At 68.5% G+C, this 15,887-nt stretch carries 15 protein-coding genes; 5 read left to right on the forward strand and 10 right to left on the reverse strand.

What is annotated here, in order from left to right:
• Positions 1-107 precede the first annotated feature (107 nt).
• A complete protein-coding gene (gene sppA / locus AC5P53_RS02065) occupies positions 108-2,030 on the forward strand; it encodes a signal peptide peptidase SppA (protein WP_032958263.1) in 1,923 nt (640 codons plus the stop codon).
• A 98-nt stretch (positions 2,031-2,128) separates the two neighbouring features.
• Here the strand turns inward: sppA and AC5P53_RS02070 are convergent, their stop codons facing one another.
• The gene (locus tag AC5P53_RS02070; protein WP_005414610.1) at positions 2,129-2,341 is read right to left on the reverse strand and encodes a hypothetical protein; all 213 of its coding nucleotides are present in this window, start codon (positions 2,339-2,341) and stop codon (positions 2,129-2,131) included.
• Between the two features lie 111 nt (positions 2,342-2,452).
• Here AC5P53_RS02070 and AC5P53_RS02075 point away from each other — a divergent pair, with 111 nt between their 5' ends.
• The gene (locus AC5P53_RS02075; protein ID WP_014038643.1) at positions 2,453-3,229 is read left to right on the forward strand and encodes an SDR family oxidoreductase; all 777 of its coding nucleotides are present in this window, start codon (positions 2,453-2,455) and stop codon (positions 3,227-3,229) included.
• Positions 3,230-3,323: 94 nt separating this feature from the next.
• Here AC5P53_RS02075 and AC5P53_RS02080 read toward each other — a convergent pair whose 3' ends face one another.
• The 9 genes from AC5P53_RS02080 to AC5P53_RS02120 form a co-directional block, all read right to left on the reverse strand.
• A complete protein-coding gene (locus AC5P53_RS02080; RefSeq protein WP_041864295.1) occupies positions 3,324-4,037 on the reverse strand; it encodes a hypothetical protein in 714 nt (237 codons plus the stop codon).
• Positions 4,038-4,071: 34 nt separating this feature from the next.
• A complete protein-coding gene (locus tag AC5P53_RS02085; RefSeq protein ID WP_014648571.1) occupies positions 4,072-4,761 on the reverse strand; it encodes a hypothetical protein in 690 nt (229 codons plus the stop codon).
• Positions 4,762-4,804: 43 nt separating this feature from the next.
• A complete protein-coding gene (gene tsaC / locus AC5P53_RS02090) occupies positions 4,805-5,395 on the reverse strand; it encodes an L-threonylcarbamoyladenylate synthase type 1 TsaC (protein WP_080053022.1) in 591 nt (196 codons plus the stop codon).
• Between the two features lie 92 nt (positions 5,396-5,487).
• Positions 5,488-7,980, reverse strand: coding sequence for a DNA topoisomerase I (locus AC5P53_RS02095; protein ID WP_126411408.1), 2,493 nt, complete (start codon positions 7,978-7,980; stop codon positions 5,488-5,490).
• Between the two features lie 193 nt (positions 7,981-8,173).
• Positions 8,174-9,103, reverse strand: a complete 930-nt coding sequence (locus tag AC5P53_RS02100; RefSeq protein WP_241887576.1) for an RDD family protein — start codon at positions 9,101-9,103, stop codon at positions 8,174-8,176.
• A gap of 49 nt (positions 9,104-9,152) precedes the next feature.
• Positions 9,153-9,917 (reverse strand): pilin, encoded by a 765-nt coding sequence (locus AC5P53_RS02105; protein ID WP_014648567.1) that lies wholly within the window; start codon positions 9,915-9,917, stop codon positions 9,153-9,155.
• Positions 9,918-9,956: 39 nt separating this feature from the next.
• Positions 9,957-10,430, reverse strand: coding sequence for a DUF494 family protein (locus tag AC5P53_RS02110; RefSeq protein ID WP_005419622.1), 474 nt, complete (start codon positions 10,428-10,430; stop codon positions 9,957-9,959).
• Positions 10,431-10,473: 43 nt separating this feature from the next.
• Positions 10,474-11,601 carry a DNA-processing protein DprA gene (gene dprA / locus AC5P53_RS02115; protein WP_014648566.1) on the reverse strand — a complete coding sequence of 376 codons (1,128 nt, stop codon included), beginning with the start codon at positions 11,599-11,601 and terminating at the stop codon, positions 10,474-10,476.
• A 129-nt stretch (positions 11,602-11,730) separates the two neighbouring features.
• Positions 11,731-12,861, reverse strand: coding sequence for a LysM peptidoglycan-binding domain-containing protein (locus AC5P53_RS02120; RefSeq protein WP_032958270.1), 1,131 nt, complete (start codon positions 12,859-12,861; stop codon positions 11,731-11,733).
• Positions 12,862-12,987: 126 nt separating this feature from the next.
• Here AC5P53_RS02120 and def point away from each other — a divergent pair, with 126 nt between their 5' ends.
• From def to rsmB, 3 genes are all read left to right on the forward strand, one after another.
• On the forward strand, positions 12,988-13,500 hold the full coding sequence (def, locus tag AC5P53_RS02125; RefSeq protein WP_014648564.1) for a peptide deformylase: 513 nt from the start codon (positions 12,988-12,990) through the stop codon (positions 13,498-13,500).
• 120 nt (positions 13,501-13,620) lie between these two features.
• Positions 13,621-14,544 carry a methionyl-tRNA formyltransferase gene (fmt, locus tag AC5P53_RS02130; RefSeq protein WP_014648563.1) on the forward strand — a complete coding sequence of 308 codons (924 nt, stop codon included), beginning with the start codon at positions 13,621-13,623 and terminating at the stop codon, positions 14,542-14,544.
• A gap of 3 nt (positions 14,545-14,547) precedes the next feature.
• Positions 14,548-15,879, forward strand: a complete 1,332-nt coding sequence (rsmB, locus tag AC5P53_RS02135) for a 16S rRNA (cytosine(967)-C(5))-methyltransferase RsmB (RefSeq protein ID WP_046432737.1) — start codon at positions 14,548-14,550, stop codon at positions 15,877-15,879.
• Positions 15,880-15,887: the final 8 nt, after the last annotated feature.

The raw sequence follows: 15,887 nt of genomic DNA on the forward strand, positions 1-15,887 counted from the left end.
CCCGCCACGTTCACCCGTGACGGGCGATCCCCTGACTTGTGTCCGATGCTGCATCACGCGGCACCGGCTATGCTGGTACCACGGCAAGAAGCCATCCGGAGCGTTCCATGAATCAACCCGTGCCCCCGCTGCCCCCGGCGCGTCGCAATCCCGTCGCCAGCTTCTTCATCGGGCTGTGGGACGTCATGAACTTCACCCGCCGGTTGATCCTCAACCTGGTGTTCTTCGGCCTGCTGTTCCTGCTGCTGGTGATGTTCGTCATCGCCGCCGGCATGGGCGCCGGTGCCAGCAAGTCGCTGCAGGACCGCACGACGCTCGTGATCGCGCCGGAAGGCCGCCTGGTCGAGCAGTTCAGCGCCGACCCGGTCAGCCGCGCGCTGGCCAAGGCGGTGGGTGACAACGGCGCCGAGGAGATCCAGCTGCGCGATCTGCTGCGGGTGATCGAGTCGGCCAAGGAAGACAAGAAGATCGAGCGCGTGGTGCTGGAGCTGGACAAGCTGCAGCCGTCCGGTTTCGCCTCGCTGCGTGAGGTGGCCGCCGCGCTGCAGGACCTGCGCGCCTCCGGCAAGCAGCTGGTGGCCTACAGCGAGAGCATGGGCCAGTCGCAGTACCTGCTGGCCGCGCAGGCCGACGAGGTCTACCTGGACCCGATGGGTTCGGTCGTGCTCGAAGGCCTCGGCCGCTACCGCCAGTACTTCCGCACCGGCCTGCAGGACAAGCTGGGCGTGGACGTGCACCTGTTCAAGGTGGGCGAGTACAAGTCCGCGGCCGAGCCGTACGTGCTCGACGCGGCGTCGCCGGCCTCCAAGGAAGCCGACCTGTTCTGGATGAACGACGTGTGGCAGCGCTACCTGGGCGACATCGCCAAGGCCCGCCGCCTGGATCCGGCACAGCTGGCCGCCGGCATCGACACCCTGCCGGAAGGCATCGCTGCCGCCGGTGGTGACCTGGCCAAGTTCGCCCTGCAGCAGAAGCTGGTGACCGCGCTGAAGACCCGCGAGGAATTCGAGGATCTGATGATCGAGCGCGGCGTGGCCGACGAGGATGCCGACGGTGGTTTCCGCAACGTTGACTTCGGCCGCTACCTGGCCCTGCTCGACGCGCGCCGCAACCCGGTGGACTCGCGTCCGCAGGTGGCCGTGGTGGTGGCCGCCGGCGAAATCAGTGGCGGTGACCTGCCGGCCGGCCGCATCGGTGGCGAGTCGACCTCGGCGCTGCTGCGTGCCGCGCGCGACGACGACAACGTGAAGTCGGTGGTGCTGCGGGTGGATTCGCCGGGCGGTGAAGTGTTCGCCTCCGAGCAGATCCGTCGTGAAGTGGTAGCCCTGCAGGCCGCTGGCAAGCCGGTCGTGGTGTCGATGGGTGATCTGGCCGCTTCCGGTGGCTACTGGATCAGCATGAACGCCGATCGCATCTATGCCGATCCGTCGACCATCACCGGTTCGATCGGCATCTTCGGCATGGTGCCGAACTTCAGCCGCGCGCTGGACAAGATCGGCGTGCACACCGACGGTGTCGGCACCACCCGCTTCGCCGGCGCCTTCGATGTCACCCGCCCGATGGACCCGGCCGTGGGCCAGGTCATCCAGACGGTGATCAACAAGGGCTACGCGGACTTCACCGGCCGTGTCGCCGATGCCCGCAAGAAGCCGGTCGAGGCCGTGGACGAGGTCGCCCGTGGCCGCGTGTGGAGCGGTGCACAGGCCAAGGAACGCGGCCTGGTCGACGCCTTCGGTGGCCTGAAGGACGCGGTGGCCGATGCGGCCAGCCGCGCCAAGCTGGGCAAGGCCGATGCCTATCGCGTGCGCTACATCGAGAAGGCGGCCACGCCGTTCGCGCAGTTCGTCAGCGGTTTCGCCGGCAGCCGCGCCGGTGCCTGGATGCTGTCCGATTCGGGGATGGCGCGGATGATGCTGGCACGCACGATGCCGGAAGTGGACACTCAGTTGCGCTTCGTCGAGAACGCGGCCCGCGAGAAGGGCAATGGCGCTCCGGTGAAGGCGCTGGCGTACTGCTTCTGCGGATTCTGATCGGCAACGGTACCGAATGAAAACGCCCGGCTCTGGCCGGGCGTTTTCGTTCATGGGGTCGGATCCCTTTGCCCCGCAAAGGGCTCTGACCCCACAGGTCACTGCGTCGCGTCGGCCTCGGCCTTGCGTTCGCGTGCGGCGGCCTCTTCCACCGCTTTCTGCGCGCCCTTGGCGCGGTCCAGCGGTTCCTGCATCGCACGCGACATCGCTTTGGGCACCGGTGGCTTCTCCGGGTTCGGCGTCGGCGGCCGCTGGCAGGCCACCAACAGCACGCCGGCCAGCAGGGACGAGAACAGGGTCAGGATGCGCATGGCGGCTCTCCGCAGTGGGCGTACGTGCAGTGTCGCATCCTCGGCAGAGGGCCGCCGTGAGCGCGTATCCTTGCGGCATCGAAACACAGCGGGCGCGGCCCCGGAGGACTCATGACCCAGCAACGGTGGCGCCTGGACGGCCAGACGGCCCTGATCACGGGTGCCAGCGCCGGTATTGGCCTGGCCATTGCGCACGAACTGGCTGGCCTCGGCGCCGACCTGATGATCGTCGGCCGCGACATCGACATGCTGGAAACGGCGCGCGACGAACTGCTGGATGTCTATCCGCAGCACCAGGTGCACGCGCTGGCGGCCGATGTCTCCGATGACGAGGACCGTCGGCAGATCCTGGACTGGGTGGAAGATCACAGCGATGGCCTGCACATCCTGGTCAACAATGCCGGTGGCAACGTCACCAAGGCGGCCACGGAATATTCCGAGGACGAATGGCGCAAGATCTTCGAGACCAACCTGTTCTCGGCCTTCGAGCTGTCGCGCTACGCGCATCCGCTGCTGGCCCGGCACGCGTCGTCTTCGATCGTCAATGTCGGCAGCGTGTCCGGGCTGACCCATGTGCGCAGTGGCGTGGTCTATGGCATGACCAAGGCGGCAATGCACCAGATGACCCGCAACCTGGCCGTCGAGTGGGCGGAGGATGGCATCCGGGTCAACGCGGTGGCGCCCTGGTACATCCGCACGCGGCGCACGTCCGGTCCGTTGTCGGACCCGGACTACTACGAGGAAGTGATCAACCGCACGCCGATGCGCCGCATCGGCGAGCCGGAGGAAGTGGCCGCAGCCGTTGGCTTCCTGTGCCTGCCGGCGGCCAGCTATGTCACCGGCGAATGCATCGCGGTGGATGGCGGCTTCCTGCGCTACGGGTTCTGATCTTCCAAAGGGTAGTGCCGGCCGCTGGCCGGCAACTGGAATCACTTGAAGATCCTGCGATTGCCGGCCAGCGGCCGGCACTACCGGGTGGCTGTCACCCCGGTACCGGGCAGTTGCTGGCCTCCAGCACGCCCTGCAGCCGTTCGCGTTCCCCACGGGCGTTGTCGCGGTTTTCCGGCGAGGCGAACCGCTCACGGCCACGTGCGTCGCGGAAGCGTTGCTGCCAGCTGCTGCAGCGCTGCGCGTCCGGCAGTTCCTCGCAGCGGTCGCGCACCACTTCGCAGCCGGCGGCATTGACCGGCGTGGCGCCGCCCAGTCCCTGCACGGTCATCAGTTCGCAGCGCCCGGGGGCGGCTTCGTATTCGTGCAGGTAGCCACCGCCCTGGCTGTCGGTGCACTGGAAGATCGGTGGCAGCGGCGGCTTCGGCGGCGCATTGCTGTCCGGCGCGGCATCGGCCTGGCGTGGCAGCGATGCACTGTCGAGTATCAGATCGCCGCCTTCGCGTTCGACCATGCCAGCTTCCATGATCGTGCGTCCTTCCCCGGGGCGACGAGGCGCGGGTGCGGGAACGGACGGCGCAGTGGCCGCGGCCGGTCCGGGCGCGGCCGGCACGGGTGCCGCTGAGGCCGGCGCCGGCGGAGCACTGGCCGGCACCCTCACCACCTGCTGCTTGCTGCCGGCAGGGCAGGGCGTGCGTTGCAGGGTGGGCACATCGCTGCTGCTGGAGGTACAACGGTAGATCACCCCGTCGTCGGCCAACGCGTTGCCGGCGAACAGGCCCAGGGCCAGCCAGATCAGGTTCTTCATGCGCACAGCGTACATGCCCAGGCAGGCATCGCGCTCAGCGTTCGCAGTCCCGCGACAGGCGCGCGTCGATGCCACGCTGTTCATTGCTGATGGCGGTGCGCTCACTCTGCAGCGCGCTGTTGTAACGGCGGTCCAGTTCCCAGCGGCGGTCACGCAGGCGCGCACAGACGTCCTGCGGCGGCAGCGCATGGCAGCTGTCACGGACCAGCACGCTGCCGGCCGGCACCTGCACGCCGACGCCCACCGCAGGCGGCCGGTAGCCTGTGCCTTCACCGATCGGCGCACCGACCGGCGTGCCGAAGCCCGGGCGTGGACCGGGATGGACCGCGCCGTGGTGCCCGTGCGGGAGCCACACGCTGGTCCACAACGGGACCCAGCGCGGATTGCCCTCGTTGCTGTCGCTGGTGTAGCGGCGACCGTCGTCGCTCACGCACTCGTACAACGGTTGTGGCGGCTGGATGTAGACGTGGCGGACTTCGCGATCGCGCATCACCGGAACCTCGCTGGGCGCCGCGGGAGGGGCGTCACTGCGCACCACCCGGGGTGCCGGATCGCGCGGGCGCTGCAGGTCACGCACCTCCTGCCGGCCGCTGCTGCAGGGCCTGTCCTGCAGGGCCACGGCGCCATTGCTGGCGACGCAGCGGTAGACGCGCACGTCCTCGGCGGCCGGTGCGGTCCATGGCAGCAGCAGGCACAGGCCCAGGGCGGTGCGCAGCAGGTTCATGGCGGCAGGGTGCGTGATTGTGCGTGGCAGTGCAATCGTCCGCTCAGGAGCGCAGCACGTTGCCGCTGAGCGCGTCGCGGATCGGGGTGGGCTGGGCCAGGCCGCCGGTTTCGCCATCGAGGATGCCATCGAGCAGGCGCAGCAGGCGTGGATCCAGCTCGGCACGGCTGCGTGCCGGTGGTTCACCGGCCAGGTTGGCGCTGGTGGAGACGAGGGGCCCCCCCCAGGCGCGGCACAGTGCGGCGACCAGCGGGTGCGCGCTGATGCGCACGGCGATGCCGCTGTGCTCGCCGGTAATCCAGGGCTGGGCGCGCGGACCGGCCGGCAGGATCCAGGTGTTGGCACCCGGCCAGCTGGCCAGCACCGCGCGCTGGCGGGCATCGGGCAACGCCTGCAGGCGCACCCAGCCCTCCAGCTGCGACAATTCGGCGGCGACCAGGATCATGCCCTTCTCGATCGGGCGCTGCTTCAGCCGCAGCACCATGTGCACCGCCGCCTCATGCGAGGGATCACAGCCCAGGCCCCAGACCGCTTCGGTCGGATAGGCGATCACGCCGCCGGCGCGGAGCGTGGCGACAGCAGAGTCCAGGGTGAGTTCTTTCATGGCGGCGACCGGCCCGACGTGGGCCCCCATTATCCCCCTGCGGCGTGCAGAAGGGGTGGTCGGCGCGGACGGTAGGTGCGGACCGTTGGTCCGCACACCCCTTATCCACGCATGGCGTGAATCTACTTCGCGGCTTTCTTGACGGCCTTCTTCGCCGGTGCCTTCTTTGCAGCGGCCTTCTTTACCACGGCCTTCTTCGCCGCCTTCTTGGCAGGCGCCTTCTTGGCTGCGGCCTTCTTCGGCGCCGCTTCCTTCTTCACCGCCGCCTTCTTGGCCGGTGCCTTCTTCGCGGCAGCCTTCTTGGCGCCGAAGCCCTTGCGCACGGGCTTGCCGGTTTCTTCCATCAGCTGCTGCACTTCGGCCAGGGTCAGCGATGCCGGCTCGCGATCCTTGGGGATCTTGCCGTTCATCCTGCCGTCGCTGATGTACGGGCCGAAGCGGCCGTTCAGCACCTGGATGTCGCTGCCCTCGAACTCCTTGATGATCCGGTTGCGCGCGATCTCTTCCTTCTCTTCGATCAGGAACACGGCGCGGGCCAGGTCGATGGTGTACGGGTCGTCTTCCTTCTTCAGCGAGGCATAGGTGCTGCCGCGCTTGGCGAACGGGCCGAAGCGGCCGATGCCGACGCTGACCGGCTCGCCGTTGTCCTCGCCCAGCGCGCGTGGCATCAGGAACAGTTCCAGCGCGTCTTCCAAGGATATGGTGTGCATCGACTGGCCGGGGCGCAGCGAGGCGAATTTCGGCTTCTCCTCGGCGTCCTCGGCGGTGCTGCCGATGGCGGCGTAAGGCCCGAAGCGGCCGAGGCGCACGCTGACCGGCTTGCCGGTCTTCGGGTCGGTGCCGAGCTCGCGCGCGCCACTGGCCTCGGCGCGGTCCACCGATTCCTTCTTGTCTTCCACCAGCTCCTTGAACGGCTCCCAGAAGCGGGCCATCAGCGGGATCCACTCTTCTTCGCCACGCGAGACGGCGTCGAGCTCGTCTTCGAGCTTGGCGGTGAAGTCGTAGTCCACGTACTGGGTGAAGTGGCTGGACAGGAACTTGGACACCGCGCGGCCGACGTCGGACGGGCGGAAGCTGCGGCCTTCCATTTCCACGTACTTGCGGAACAGCAGGGTCTGGATGATCGAGGCGTAGGTCGACGGACGGCCGATGCCGTACTCTTCCAGCGCCTTCACCAGCGCCGCTTCGGTGTAGCGCGGCGGCGGCTGGGTGAAATGCTGCTCGGCCTGGATGCGTTCCAGCGGCACGCGGTCGCCCGGCTTCATCGCCGGCAGCTTGCGGCCTTCGTCCTCGTCTTCGGCGCTCTTGTTGTCCTTGCCTTCCTCGTACACGGCCAGGAAGCCGGGCACCACCACGGTGGTACCGCTGGCACGGAACACGTGCTCGCTGCCAGCGGACAGGTCGACGCTGACGGTATTGAGCGTGGCCGGGATCATCTGGCAGGCGACGGCGCGCTTCCAGATCAGTTCGTACAGGCGGCGCTCGTCGTCGGTCAGGAAGCGCGCCACCTGGGCCGGGGTGCGCAGGGCCGAGGTCGGGCGCACCGCCTCGTGCGCTTCCTGGGCGTTCTTGGACTTGGTCTGGTAGGTGTTCGGCTGGTCGGGCAGCGAGGCGATGCCGTAATCACGGGCGATCACGTCGCGGATTTCGGCCAGCGCGTCCTGCGACAGGTTCACCGAGTCGGTACGCATGTACGAGATGAGGCCGACGGTGCCTTCGTCACCGATCGCCACGCCTTCATACAGCTTCTGCGCCACCTGCATGGTCTTGCGGGTGGTGAAACCGAGCTTGCGCGAGGCTTCCTGCTGCAGGGTGGAGGTGGTGAACGGCGGCGCCGGGCGGCGCTTGCGCTCCTTGCTGGCCACGTCGGTGACATGCAGCGAGCCCTGCGCGGCCTGCTGGATGCGCAGGCGGGCGGCTTCGGCGGTGTCGCCGTCGGTGATGGTGAACTGCTCGAATTTCTGCCCGTCCAGCTTGATCAGCTTGGCGTTGAAGTGCTGCGACGGGTGTGCGCACTCGGCGGCGATCGACCAGTACTCGCGGGCGATGAAGGCTTCGATCTCTTCCTCGCGCTCGACGATCATGCGCAGCGCCGGGCTCTGCACGCGGCCGGCGGACAGGCCGCGCTGGACCTTGCGCCACAGCACCGGCGACAGGTTGAAGCCGACCAGGTAGTCCAGCGCGCGGCGCGCCTGCTGGGCATCGACCAGGTCGCTGGCGATCGCGCGTGGCTGGCTGATCGCTTCCTTGATGGCGCGCGGGGTGATCTCGGTGAACACCACGCGCTGCATCGGCTTGTCCTTGACCAGCCCGCGTTCCTTCAGGATCTCGGCGATATGCCAGCTGATCGCTTCACCTTCGCGATCCGGGTCGGTCGCCAGCAGGATGTCGTCGGCGCCCTTGGCGGCCTTGGCGATCGCGTCGACATGTTTTTCGTTCTTGTCGATCACGTCGTAGTGCATGGCGAACCCGTTGTCCGGGTCGACCGCGCCTTCCTTCGGAATCAGGTCACGCACATGCCCATACGAGGCCAGGACGGTGTAGTCCTTGCCGAGGTATTTGTTGATCGTCTTGGCCTTGGCCGGCGATTCGACGATGAGCAGGTGCTTGGGCATGGCAGCAGTGTCTGTGGGGCGAGCCGCAGGGGAGGGGCCGCTAGGGTGGAGCAAACGGCCGCATTAGTGAAGCGGCCACGGACAAATCAATACGCTGAACGCCCGGTAGTGTGCCGGGCGTTCAGGTTTCACCTTATTAGAGGAATCACGCCCGGCCAGCCCCTGTCAAGCAGCCAGACGTGAGGATGGCCGTTCATGAGGCCATCTTGGCGATGAAGCCGACCGCGGCCACCAGCAGCACCAGGCCCGCCAGCACCAGCAGGCCGGTGAGCACCAGGAACACGATGGTGACCGTGCCCAGCTCATGGCGCTGCAGGTGCGGCTGGTCGGTGTAGGCCCAGCGGTCGACCACCAGGGTGTCGCAGATCATGTCGTGCAGGCCCTGCTTGCGCTCGGTGAAGGCGGCCATCAGGAAGCCGATGCCGAGGGTGAAGCTGCTCAGCAGCATGGCCCAGTAGCGGCCGAAGGCGCGGCCCTTGGTCAGGCGATCGCCGTTGCTGCGCACGACCTTGATGCCGACCGCCATCTTGCCCAGCGTGGCGCCACCCTGCGAGGAATGGAACCAGGTGTAGTAGGCAACGCCGATGGCCATGTTGATCAGCGCGCTGGCCACCTGCGCGACGATTTCGATGGAGGTCTCGCCGCTGCCCACCGCGCCCATGCTGGCGCCAAGCACCACGCCGATGATGGCGCCGATGATGCCGCCCGGAATGGCCAGCACGAAGTAGTCGATCATGTACGCCGCTACGCGCTTCCAGAAGCCTGCGTAGACCACCTCGCCGCCGATCACCGGCTGCGGGCCACCGGCACCGGAAGCGGCCGGGGCGCTGTAGGGCGAGCTGCTGAGCGCGCCCGTGCCAGGCAGCGGTGCAGTGCCGTTGTCGATGGCGGCGTAGTCGCCGCGCAGGTCGAAGCCGCCGCTGGCGGTGGCCGTGCTGGCATCGGCCAGTGTCTGCAGGCCGAGCTCATCGACCACCTGGCGCAGTGCAGCCCACTGGGCCATGCCTTCGCGCCAGACCAGGGTGTCCAGGTTCAGTTCGCCCCGCTGGAAGCGCTGGCGGATTTCCTGGACCGGCAGCGGGCCCTGGCGTTGCTGTCCTTCGGCGTAGTACCACTCGGTCATTGCATGTTCCCTGTTGGATCGTCCTTGGAGGTGCTGCCGTGCACGTGGCTCAGCCGCGGCACGACGGCGGCAGGTACTTGTCGTCGCTTTCACCGCTGCATTCCCAGCGGCCGCTGTCGCGATCATATTCCAGCCACAGCAGGTCGCCATCGAGGCTCTTGCCGGGCACGGCCAGCGTTGCTTCGATGCCGCAGTGGCCGTTGTTGAAGCGGCCGATGTTCACCGCCGACAGGCCGGCCTGGGTGAAATCACCCGGCGCCGGGAAACCGGCATCGTTGGCACCGGGGCAGCGGCCTTCGTCGTCGGCGAAGTGCTGCACCTGCTGTTTCAGCGGCTGCAGGGCATTGACCGCGGTGGCAACCTTGGCACGCACGGTGTAGTCGTTGTAGGCAGGCAGGGCGATCGCCGCGAGGATGGCCATGACCGGCACCAGCACCAGCAGCAGGCCGCCGCCGATGATCGCGGTCAGGGCGCAGCCGGAGAGCTTCTTTTTCGGCGGCGGCAGCACCCCGGCCGGGGTCTGCGTGGCATAGGGCGTGGACGGTGGCAGGACCGGTGGTTGCGGCGGCGGCGGCGCAACCGGTTCCGGTTCGGGCTCCGGCTCGGGTTCCACGGCCGGCGCGGCGACGTCCAGCGCCGGCACGATCAGGCCCAGCTCATCGACCACGCTGCGCAACGGCTGCCATTGCGGCAGGCCGTCGCGCCAGACCAGGGTGTCCAGGGAGATCTGGTTGTTGCGGAACAACTCGACCAACTGTTCCGCCGGCAGCGGGCCTTGCTGCCGGTTGCCTTCTGCGTGGAACCACTCGCTCACGGGGACGCTCCTGAATGCGCTATGCCCCCAAGTGTACGGTCAGTGCAGGGGTTCTGGCTCGTCCATGAACATCTGCGTCTCCATCCAGGCGTAGGCCGCTTCGGAGCCGGGCTGGTTGAACAGCACCATCAGCACGACCCACTTCAGGTCGTCCAGGTCCAGTTCGTCCTGGTCCAGGGCCATCGCCCGGTCCAGCACCAGCTCGCGCTGGTCGGCGTCGAGGATGCCGTGCTGTTCCAGGTACAGCAGGAAGCCGCGGCATTCCACGTCCAGCTTGTCCAGCTCTGGGCCGTGGTAGATGCGCACGGGGCCATCGACCCGCGCCTGGGCCACGCTCGGCCGCTGCGCGGCCAGGGCATCGAGCCAGTCGAACGCCTTGTTGATCTCGGTGGGGCTGAAACCGGCCTGGATCAGGCCGTTCTGGAGCGAATCGCGGTCACGGATCAGGTCCGCATCTTCGCTGAAATAGTGTTCAAACAGGTACAGCAGTACATCCAGGATGCTCTCTTTCATTGCCCCTCGGCCTGCGTCGCGCGACGCTGTGGAGGTGAAGAAACTAGGGAGTTCGACAGTAGCGGCCGTGTACGCACACCACGATTCCCGCCAGTTCCATGGCCAGCAGCATGGAGGACACCTGTGACGCCGTCAATCCACAACGCGTGATCAGTGAATCCATACCGCTTGGGTTGTGGTCCAGCGCCCGCCACAAGCACTGGTAGTCAGGGTCGTCGGCCCAGCGCGCCGGCAGGAGCGCCGGCGGTGCCTGTTCAGTGGGGGTGGCCAACCGCGATTGCAAGCCCGGCAGCTGCTGGCGAAGGGCGGGGGCGAGCAGTTCCAGGACCTCCTCGGGGCGCTCGACCAGCGCCGCGCCCTCGCGGATCAGGCGATGGCAGCCGGTCGCACGCGGGTTGAGCACCGACCCGGGCAGGGCACAGACCTCGCGGCCTGCCTCGGCGGCCAGGCGCGCGGTGATCAGCGCGCCCGAGCGCTGCGCGGCCTCGACCACCACGGTGGCCAGCGCCAGTCCGGCCACCAGCCGGTTGCGCGCAGGGAAGTGGCTGGGACGGGCAGCCGTGCCCGGCAGGTACTCGCTGAGCACCACGCCTTCGGCGGCGATCCGCGCCTGCAGCCGCGCGTGGCTGTCCGGATAGGCCCGGTCAGGGCCGGTGCCGATCACTGCCATGGTGCAGCCGCCGGCCTCCAGCGCAGCCTGGTGCGCGGCCGCATCGATGCCTGCGGCCAGGCCGCTGGTCACCGCCAGGCCGGCCTCGACGAAGCAGCCGGCAAAACGCGCGGCCAGTGCACGCCCGCCCGGGGTGGGCGAGCGGCTGCCGACCAGCGCCACCGAAGGGCGCCAGGCCAGGCAGGGATCACCGGCCACGAATAGCGCCAGCGGCGGGTTGGGTACCTCCAGCAGTGATGGCGGAAAGGCCGGATCGGTACACGGCAGCAGGTGATGGTTGTCCTGTTCCAGCCAGCGCCGGGCCGATGTCCAGGCCCGGGTATCGGGGCGTTCCAGGGCGGCGCACTGCTCCGGCGTGCAACCGTGCGCACGCCAGGTCGCAGTGCCTTGCGCGATGGCGGTTTCCGCATCGCCCGCGGCCTGCAGCAGGGCCCGTCGGGACGCCAGTGCGCCTCCCGCCATCAACAGGCGCAGCAGCGCCTCGTATGCATGTGTGGTCATCCCCCACTATCGGCCGCACACAACAAAGGCGCCCTAGGGCGCCTTCGCATGTGGCTGTCAGGTTTTGCCGGAGGTGCCTGCCGGCCCGCGGCCGGCACTCCAGTGGTGGCCGGGGCAGTCCGGCAACCGTTACTTCGCGTCCGGGTGCAGCGCGTTGTAACCCACCTGCACCGGCTTCACGCCCTGCATCACCAGCGCGTAGCTGACGTTGTCGAAGGTGCGGAACACCATCGCATGCGCGGCATATTCATCCGGCAGCGAGACCCGGCCTGCGCCGGTGCTGAGCGAGTCGTCCATGCGCGAGGAGGTCGGGTACTTCATGCGGTGCGCTACATGGCGGCCCGGGCGCCACAGCGAGAACACGGTGCCGTTGTCCACGCCCTGGGCACGGCCGGCCGAAATCGCGATCACGTCGCGTGGGCCACCGGCGGTGAACATGTCGGTGACCGCCAGCACGCGCACGTCCACGCCCTCGACACCCGCAGCGGGTACGTGGGGCACGAACTGCAGGTCGTACGGCCGGGCTTCGACCGGCACCAGGCGGTCGCCGGCGCGCACTTCGCGGCCGCCGACGTTCTTGTCCAGCACCAGCGTGGAGGCCTCGACCTTGCCGCCGGCGATCTGGGTGATGGTGCCGGTGGCGACCTGGGCCAGTTCGTAGCCGAGCACGCCACGACGTGCGTTGGGTGCGTTGTAGGCCTTCCACAGGTTGCCGCTGCCCGGGGTGACGTCGCCATTGGCGGTCAGGTCCTCGGTCGGCTTGGGCTGGGCGTAACGCACGGTCGGGCGTACCACGGCCCAGCGCTGGCCCACCTGGGCATCCGCCAGGCGCACGTAGACGGTGTCGCCACCGGACACGCGCAGGCGGCTGTCCTCCAGGCCGACGACGTAGGGCAGCTGCTTGACGCTGTCGACAACGCTCAGCTGCTTCAGGAACGGCTCGACCTGGGCCAGCGGAATGGCGTCGATCGGGGCCTCCTGGCGCGGACCGGCCTGGGACACGGTCACCCGGTCCAGGTAGGCCAGGCTCAGCACGTCACCTGGATAGATCAGGTGCGGGTTGGCGATCTGCGGATTGGCTTGCCAGATCTCCGGCCACAGCCAAGGCTTCTGCAGGAAACGTGCGGCGATATCCCACAACGTATCCCCTTTTCGGACCACATAGGTGTCCGGGTGCCCGCCATTCACTTCCACGGCGGTAGCATAGGCAGCCACGGTCAGCATCGCCGCGGCGACGACCGTACGAAAACGAAGCAACATAGGTGTGAAGCCCTGATTCCCCAACAGGTCCACGCACTATAGTCCAGAAACCGGGGCGCAAGGCAAGCGTTGGAGCTAGAATCTGCGACGTATGCCGGCGTGCCGGCCCCCTACCCGGAAACAGCCATGGCCCTTCTCCCCATTCTCGAGTTCCCCGATCCGCGCCTGCGTACCAAGGCTGCGTTGATCGACGCCGCCGAAGTCACCACGCCGGCCTTCCAGGAACTGATCGACAACATGTTCCTGACCATGTACGACGCCCCGGGCATCGGCCTGGCCGCCACCCAGGTGGACGTGCACAAGCGCTTCATGGTCATCGATGTCAGCGAAGAGAAGAATGAACCGCATGTGTTCATCAACCCGGAAATCGTCGCCAAGGACGGGGGCCGGGTGTACCAGGAGGGCTGCCTGTCGGTCCCGGGCATCTTCGCCGACGTGACCCGCGCTGACACCATCACCGTGAAGTACCTGGACCGCAACGGCCAGGAGCAGCAGCTGGAGGCCGGTGAAGTGCTGGCCACCTGCATCCAGCACGAGATGGACCACCTGGACGGCAAGCTGTTCATCGACTATCTGTCGCCGCTCAAGCGCGAGATGGTCCGCAAGAAGCTGGCCAAGCAGCGCAAGCACGTGGCGTGATCGCCAATCCGGGCCGCCCTCCGGGTGGCCCGTGCCTGCGCGACGCGCGCGGGCTGTACGGCGCCGGCCGACGGCGCCGTTTTCTTTCCTGCACGAATCCATCCTGCAAGTGGGGTAGCCATGAGGATTGTCTTTGCCGGTACGCCGGAATTCGCGGTGTCGTCGCTGCGCGCCGCGGCGCGCCACCACGAGGTCGTGGCCGTCTATACCCAGCCTGATCGCCCGGCCGGGCGCGGCCGTGGCCTGGCACCGTCGCCGGTCAAGCTCGAAGCCGTGGCCCGTGGCATTCCGGTCTACCAGCCCGAATCGCTGAAGGATGAAGCTGCCCAGCGGCAGCTGCGCGACCTGCAGCCGGACCTGATGGTGGTGGTCGCCTACGGCCTGATCCTGCCCAGGGCGGTACTGGCGATCCCGACCCACGGCTGCTGGAACGTGCATGCCTCGCTGCTGCCGCGCTGGCGCGGTGCCGCGCCGATCCAGCGCGCGATCCAGGCCGGTGACGCAAAGACCGGCGTGTGCCTGATGCAGATGGAAGCCGGCCTGGATACCGGCCCGGTGCTGCTGCACCAGGAGCTGCCGATCGCGGCCACCGATACCGGCGGCCAGCTGCATGACAAGCTGGCCGAACTGGGCGCACAGGTGCTGTCCGACGGCCTGGGCCTGCTGCGTGCCGGCATCAAGCCGATCGCGCGGCCGCAGCCCGAGCAGGGCGTGACCTACGCGCACAAGCTGGACAAGGCCGAAGCCCGCCTGGACTGGGCGCAGGACGCCGATGCACTGGCCCGCACCGTGCGCGCCTTCAATCCGTGGCCGATCGCCGAGGCCACGCTGGCCGGCGAGCGCGTGCGCATCCACGGCGCGGTCGCTCTTGACCTGGCCCACGGCCAGGCGCCGGGGGCGGTGCTGGCGGCCAGCCGCGATGGTATCGACATCGCCTGCGGCCAGGGCGCGCTGCGGCTGCGCACGCTGCAGCGCGAAGGCGGCAAGGCGATCACCGCCGCCGACTACCTCAATGCCCGCCGCGACCTGCACGTGGGGGCATAAGCGGTGTCGAAGCAGAATGATTTCTCCGTCGCCAAGGCGGCGCCGGGCGCGGCCACCCGCATGCTGGCCGCACGCGTACTGGCGCAGGTGTTCACCCGTGGCCGCTCGCTGAAGGCGGAACTGGCCTGGGCACTGCCCAAGCTGGCCGACAGTCGTGATCGGGCCTTGCTGGAAGCGCTGTGCTTTGCAGTCCTGCGCCGCCGCAGTACCTACGACGCTGCCTTGCAGTCGTGGATGCAGAAGCCGCTGTCGGCGCGTGATGCCGACCTGCGCACGTTGCTGATGGTGGGCTTCGCGCAGCTGGACGTGCTGGAACTGCCGGCGCATGCGGCCCTGTCGGCCACGGTCGACGCCGCCCGCGCGCTGGGCCGTGAGCGCCAGGCCGGGCTGGTCAACGCGATCCTGCGCCGCGCGCAGCGCGAGGGGTTCCCGGAGCAGCCTGCGCGTGACGCCTTTCCGGCGTGGCTGGCCGATGCCGTCGAGCGCGACTGGCCGTCCCAGGCCCAGGCGATCTTTGCTGCCAGCCTGCAGCCGGCGCCGCTGTGGCTGCGTGCCAACCGCCAGCAGGGGGGGCGTGACAAGGCGCTGGCCACGCTGGCCGAGGCCGGCATTGCTGCCGAAGCCAGCCCGCTCAGCGCCGACGCGCTGCGCCTGGTGGCGCCCATCGCGGTGAACCAGTTGCCGGGGTTCGCCGACGGTGCGCTGTCGGTGCAGGACCTGTCGGCGCAATGTGCGGCGGACGCGCTGGCACCGGCGTCCGGCGCCCGCGTTCTGGACGCCTGCGCGGCACCGGGTGGCAAGTCGGCGCACCTGCTGGAGCGTGACCCGAGCCTGCGCCTGCTGGCGCTGGATATCGATGCGCGTCGCCTGGCGCGTGCCCGCGATACCTACACCCGCACCGGTGTAGGTGAGGGCGCGCAGACCCGGGTGGCCGATGCCAGCGACCCCGGTGCGTGGTGGGATGGCACCCCGTTCGACGCCATCCTGCTGGATGCGCCGTGTTCGGCCACCGGCGTGATCCGCCGCCAGCCGGACGTGATGTTCCACCGCCGCGCCGAGGATATCGATGCGCTGGTCGGCGTGCAGGCCCGCCTGCTGGAGGCCTGCTGGTCGATGCTGCGTCCGGGCGGCGTGCTGCTGTACGCCACCTGTTCGATCCTGCGCGCCGAGAACATCGATCAGGTGCGGGCCTTCCTGAAGTGGCATCCGGACGCGGTGGCACAGCCGCTGGATGACAGATTCGGCCTGGACTGCGAGGGGATCGCGCGCCAGCGACTGCCGGGTGACAGCGATGCTGACGGATTCTTTTACGCGCGTCTGCTAAAAACGGCCTGACCCCCCGC

It is taken from the genome of Stenotrophomonas sp. YJH_SMC_82 (genome assembly GCF_059368875.1).

Coding starts and splice junctions, on each gene's coding strand:
- sppA (WP_032958263.1), top strand. CDS start 108: ATGAATCAACCCGTGCCCCCGCTGCCCCCGGCGCGTCGCAATCCCGTC.
- AC5P53_RS02070 (WP_005414610.1), bottom strand. CDS start 2,341: ATGCGCATCCTGACCCTGTTCTCGTCCCTGCTGGCCGGCGTGCTGTTG.
- AC5P53_RS02075 (WP_014038643.1), top strand. CDS start 2,453: ATGACCCAGCAACGGTGGCGCCTGGACGGCCAGACGGCCCTGATCACG.
- AC5P53_RS02080 (WP_041864295.1), bottom strand. CDS start 4,037: ATGAAGAACCTGATCTGGCTGGCCCTGGGCCTGTTCGCCGGCAACGCG.
- AC5P53_RS02085 (WP_014648571.1), bottom strand. CDS start 4,761: ATGAACCTGCTGCGCACCGCCCTGGGCCTGTGCCTGCTGCTGCCATGG.
- tsaC (WP_080053022.1), bottom strand. CDS start 5,395: ATGGGGGCCCACGTCGGGCCGGTCGCCGCCATGAAAGAACTCACCCTG.
- AC5P53_RS02095 (WP_126411408.1), bottom strand. CDS start 7,980: ATGCCCAAGCACCTGCTCATCGTCGAATCGCCGGCCAAGGCCAAGACG.
- AC5P53_RS02100 (WP_241887576.1), bottom strand. CDS start 9,103: ATGACCGAGTGGTACTACGCCGAAGGACAGCAACGCCAGGGCCCGCTG.
- AC5P53_RS02110 (WP_005419622.1), bottom strand. CDS start 10,430: ATGAAAGAGAGCATCCTGGATGTACTGCTGTACCTGTTTGAACACTAT.
- dprA (WP_014648566.1), bottom strand. CDS start 11,601: ATGACCACACATGCATACGAGGCGCTGCTGCGCCTGTTGATGGCGGGA.
- AC5P53_RS02120 (WP_032958270.1), bottom strand. CDS start 12,861: ATGTTGCTTCGTTTTCGTACGGTCGTCGCCGCGGCGATGCTGACCGTG.
- def (WP_014648564.1), top strand. CDS start 12,988: ATGGCCCTTCTCCCCATTCTCGAGTTCCCCGATCCGCGCCTGCGTACC.
- fmt (WP_014648563.1), top strand. CDS start 13,621: ATGAGGATTGTCTTTGCCGGTACGCCGGAATTCGCGGTGTCGTCGCTG.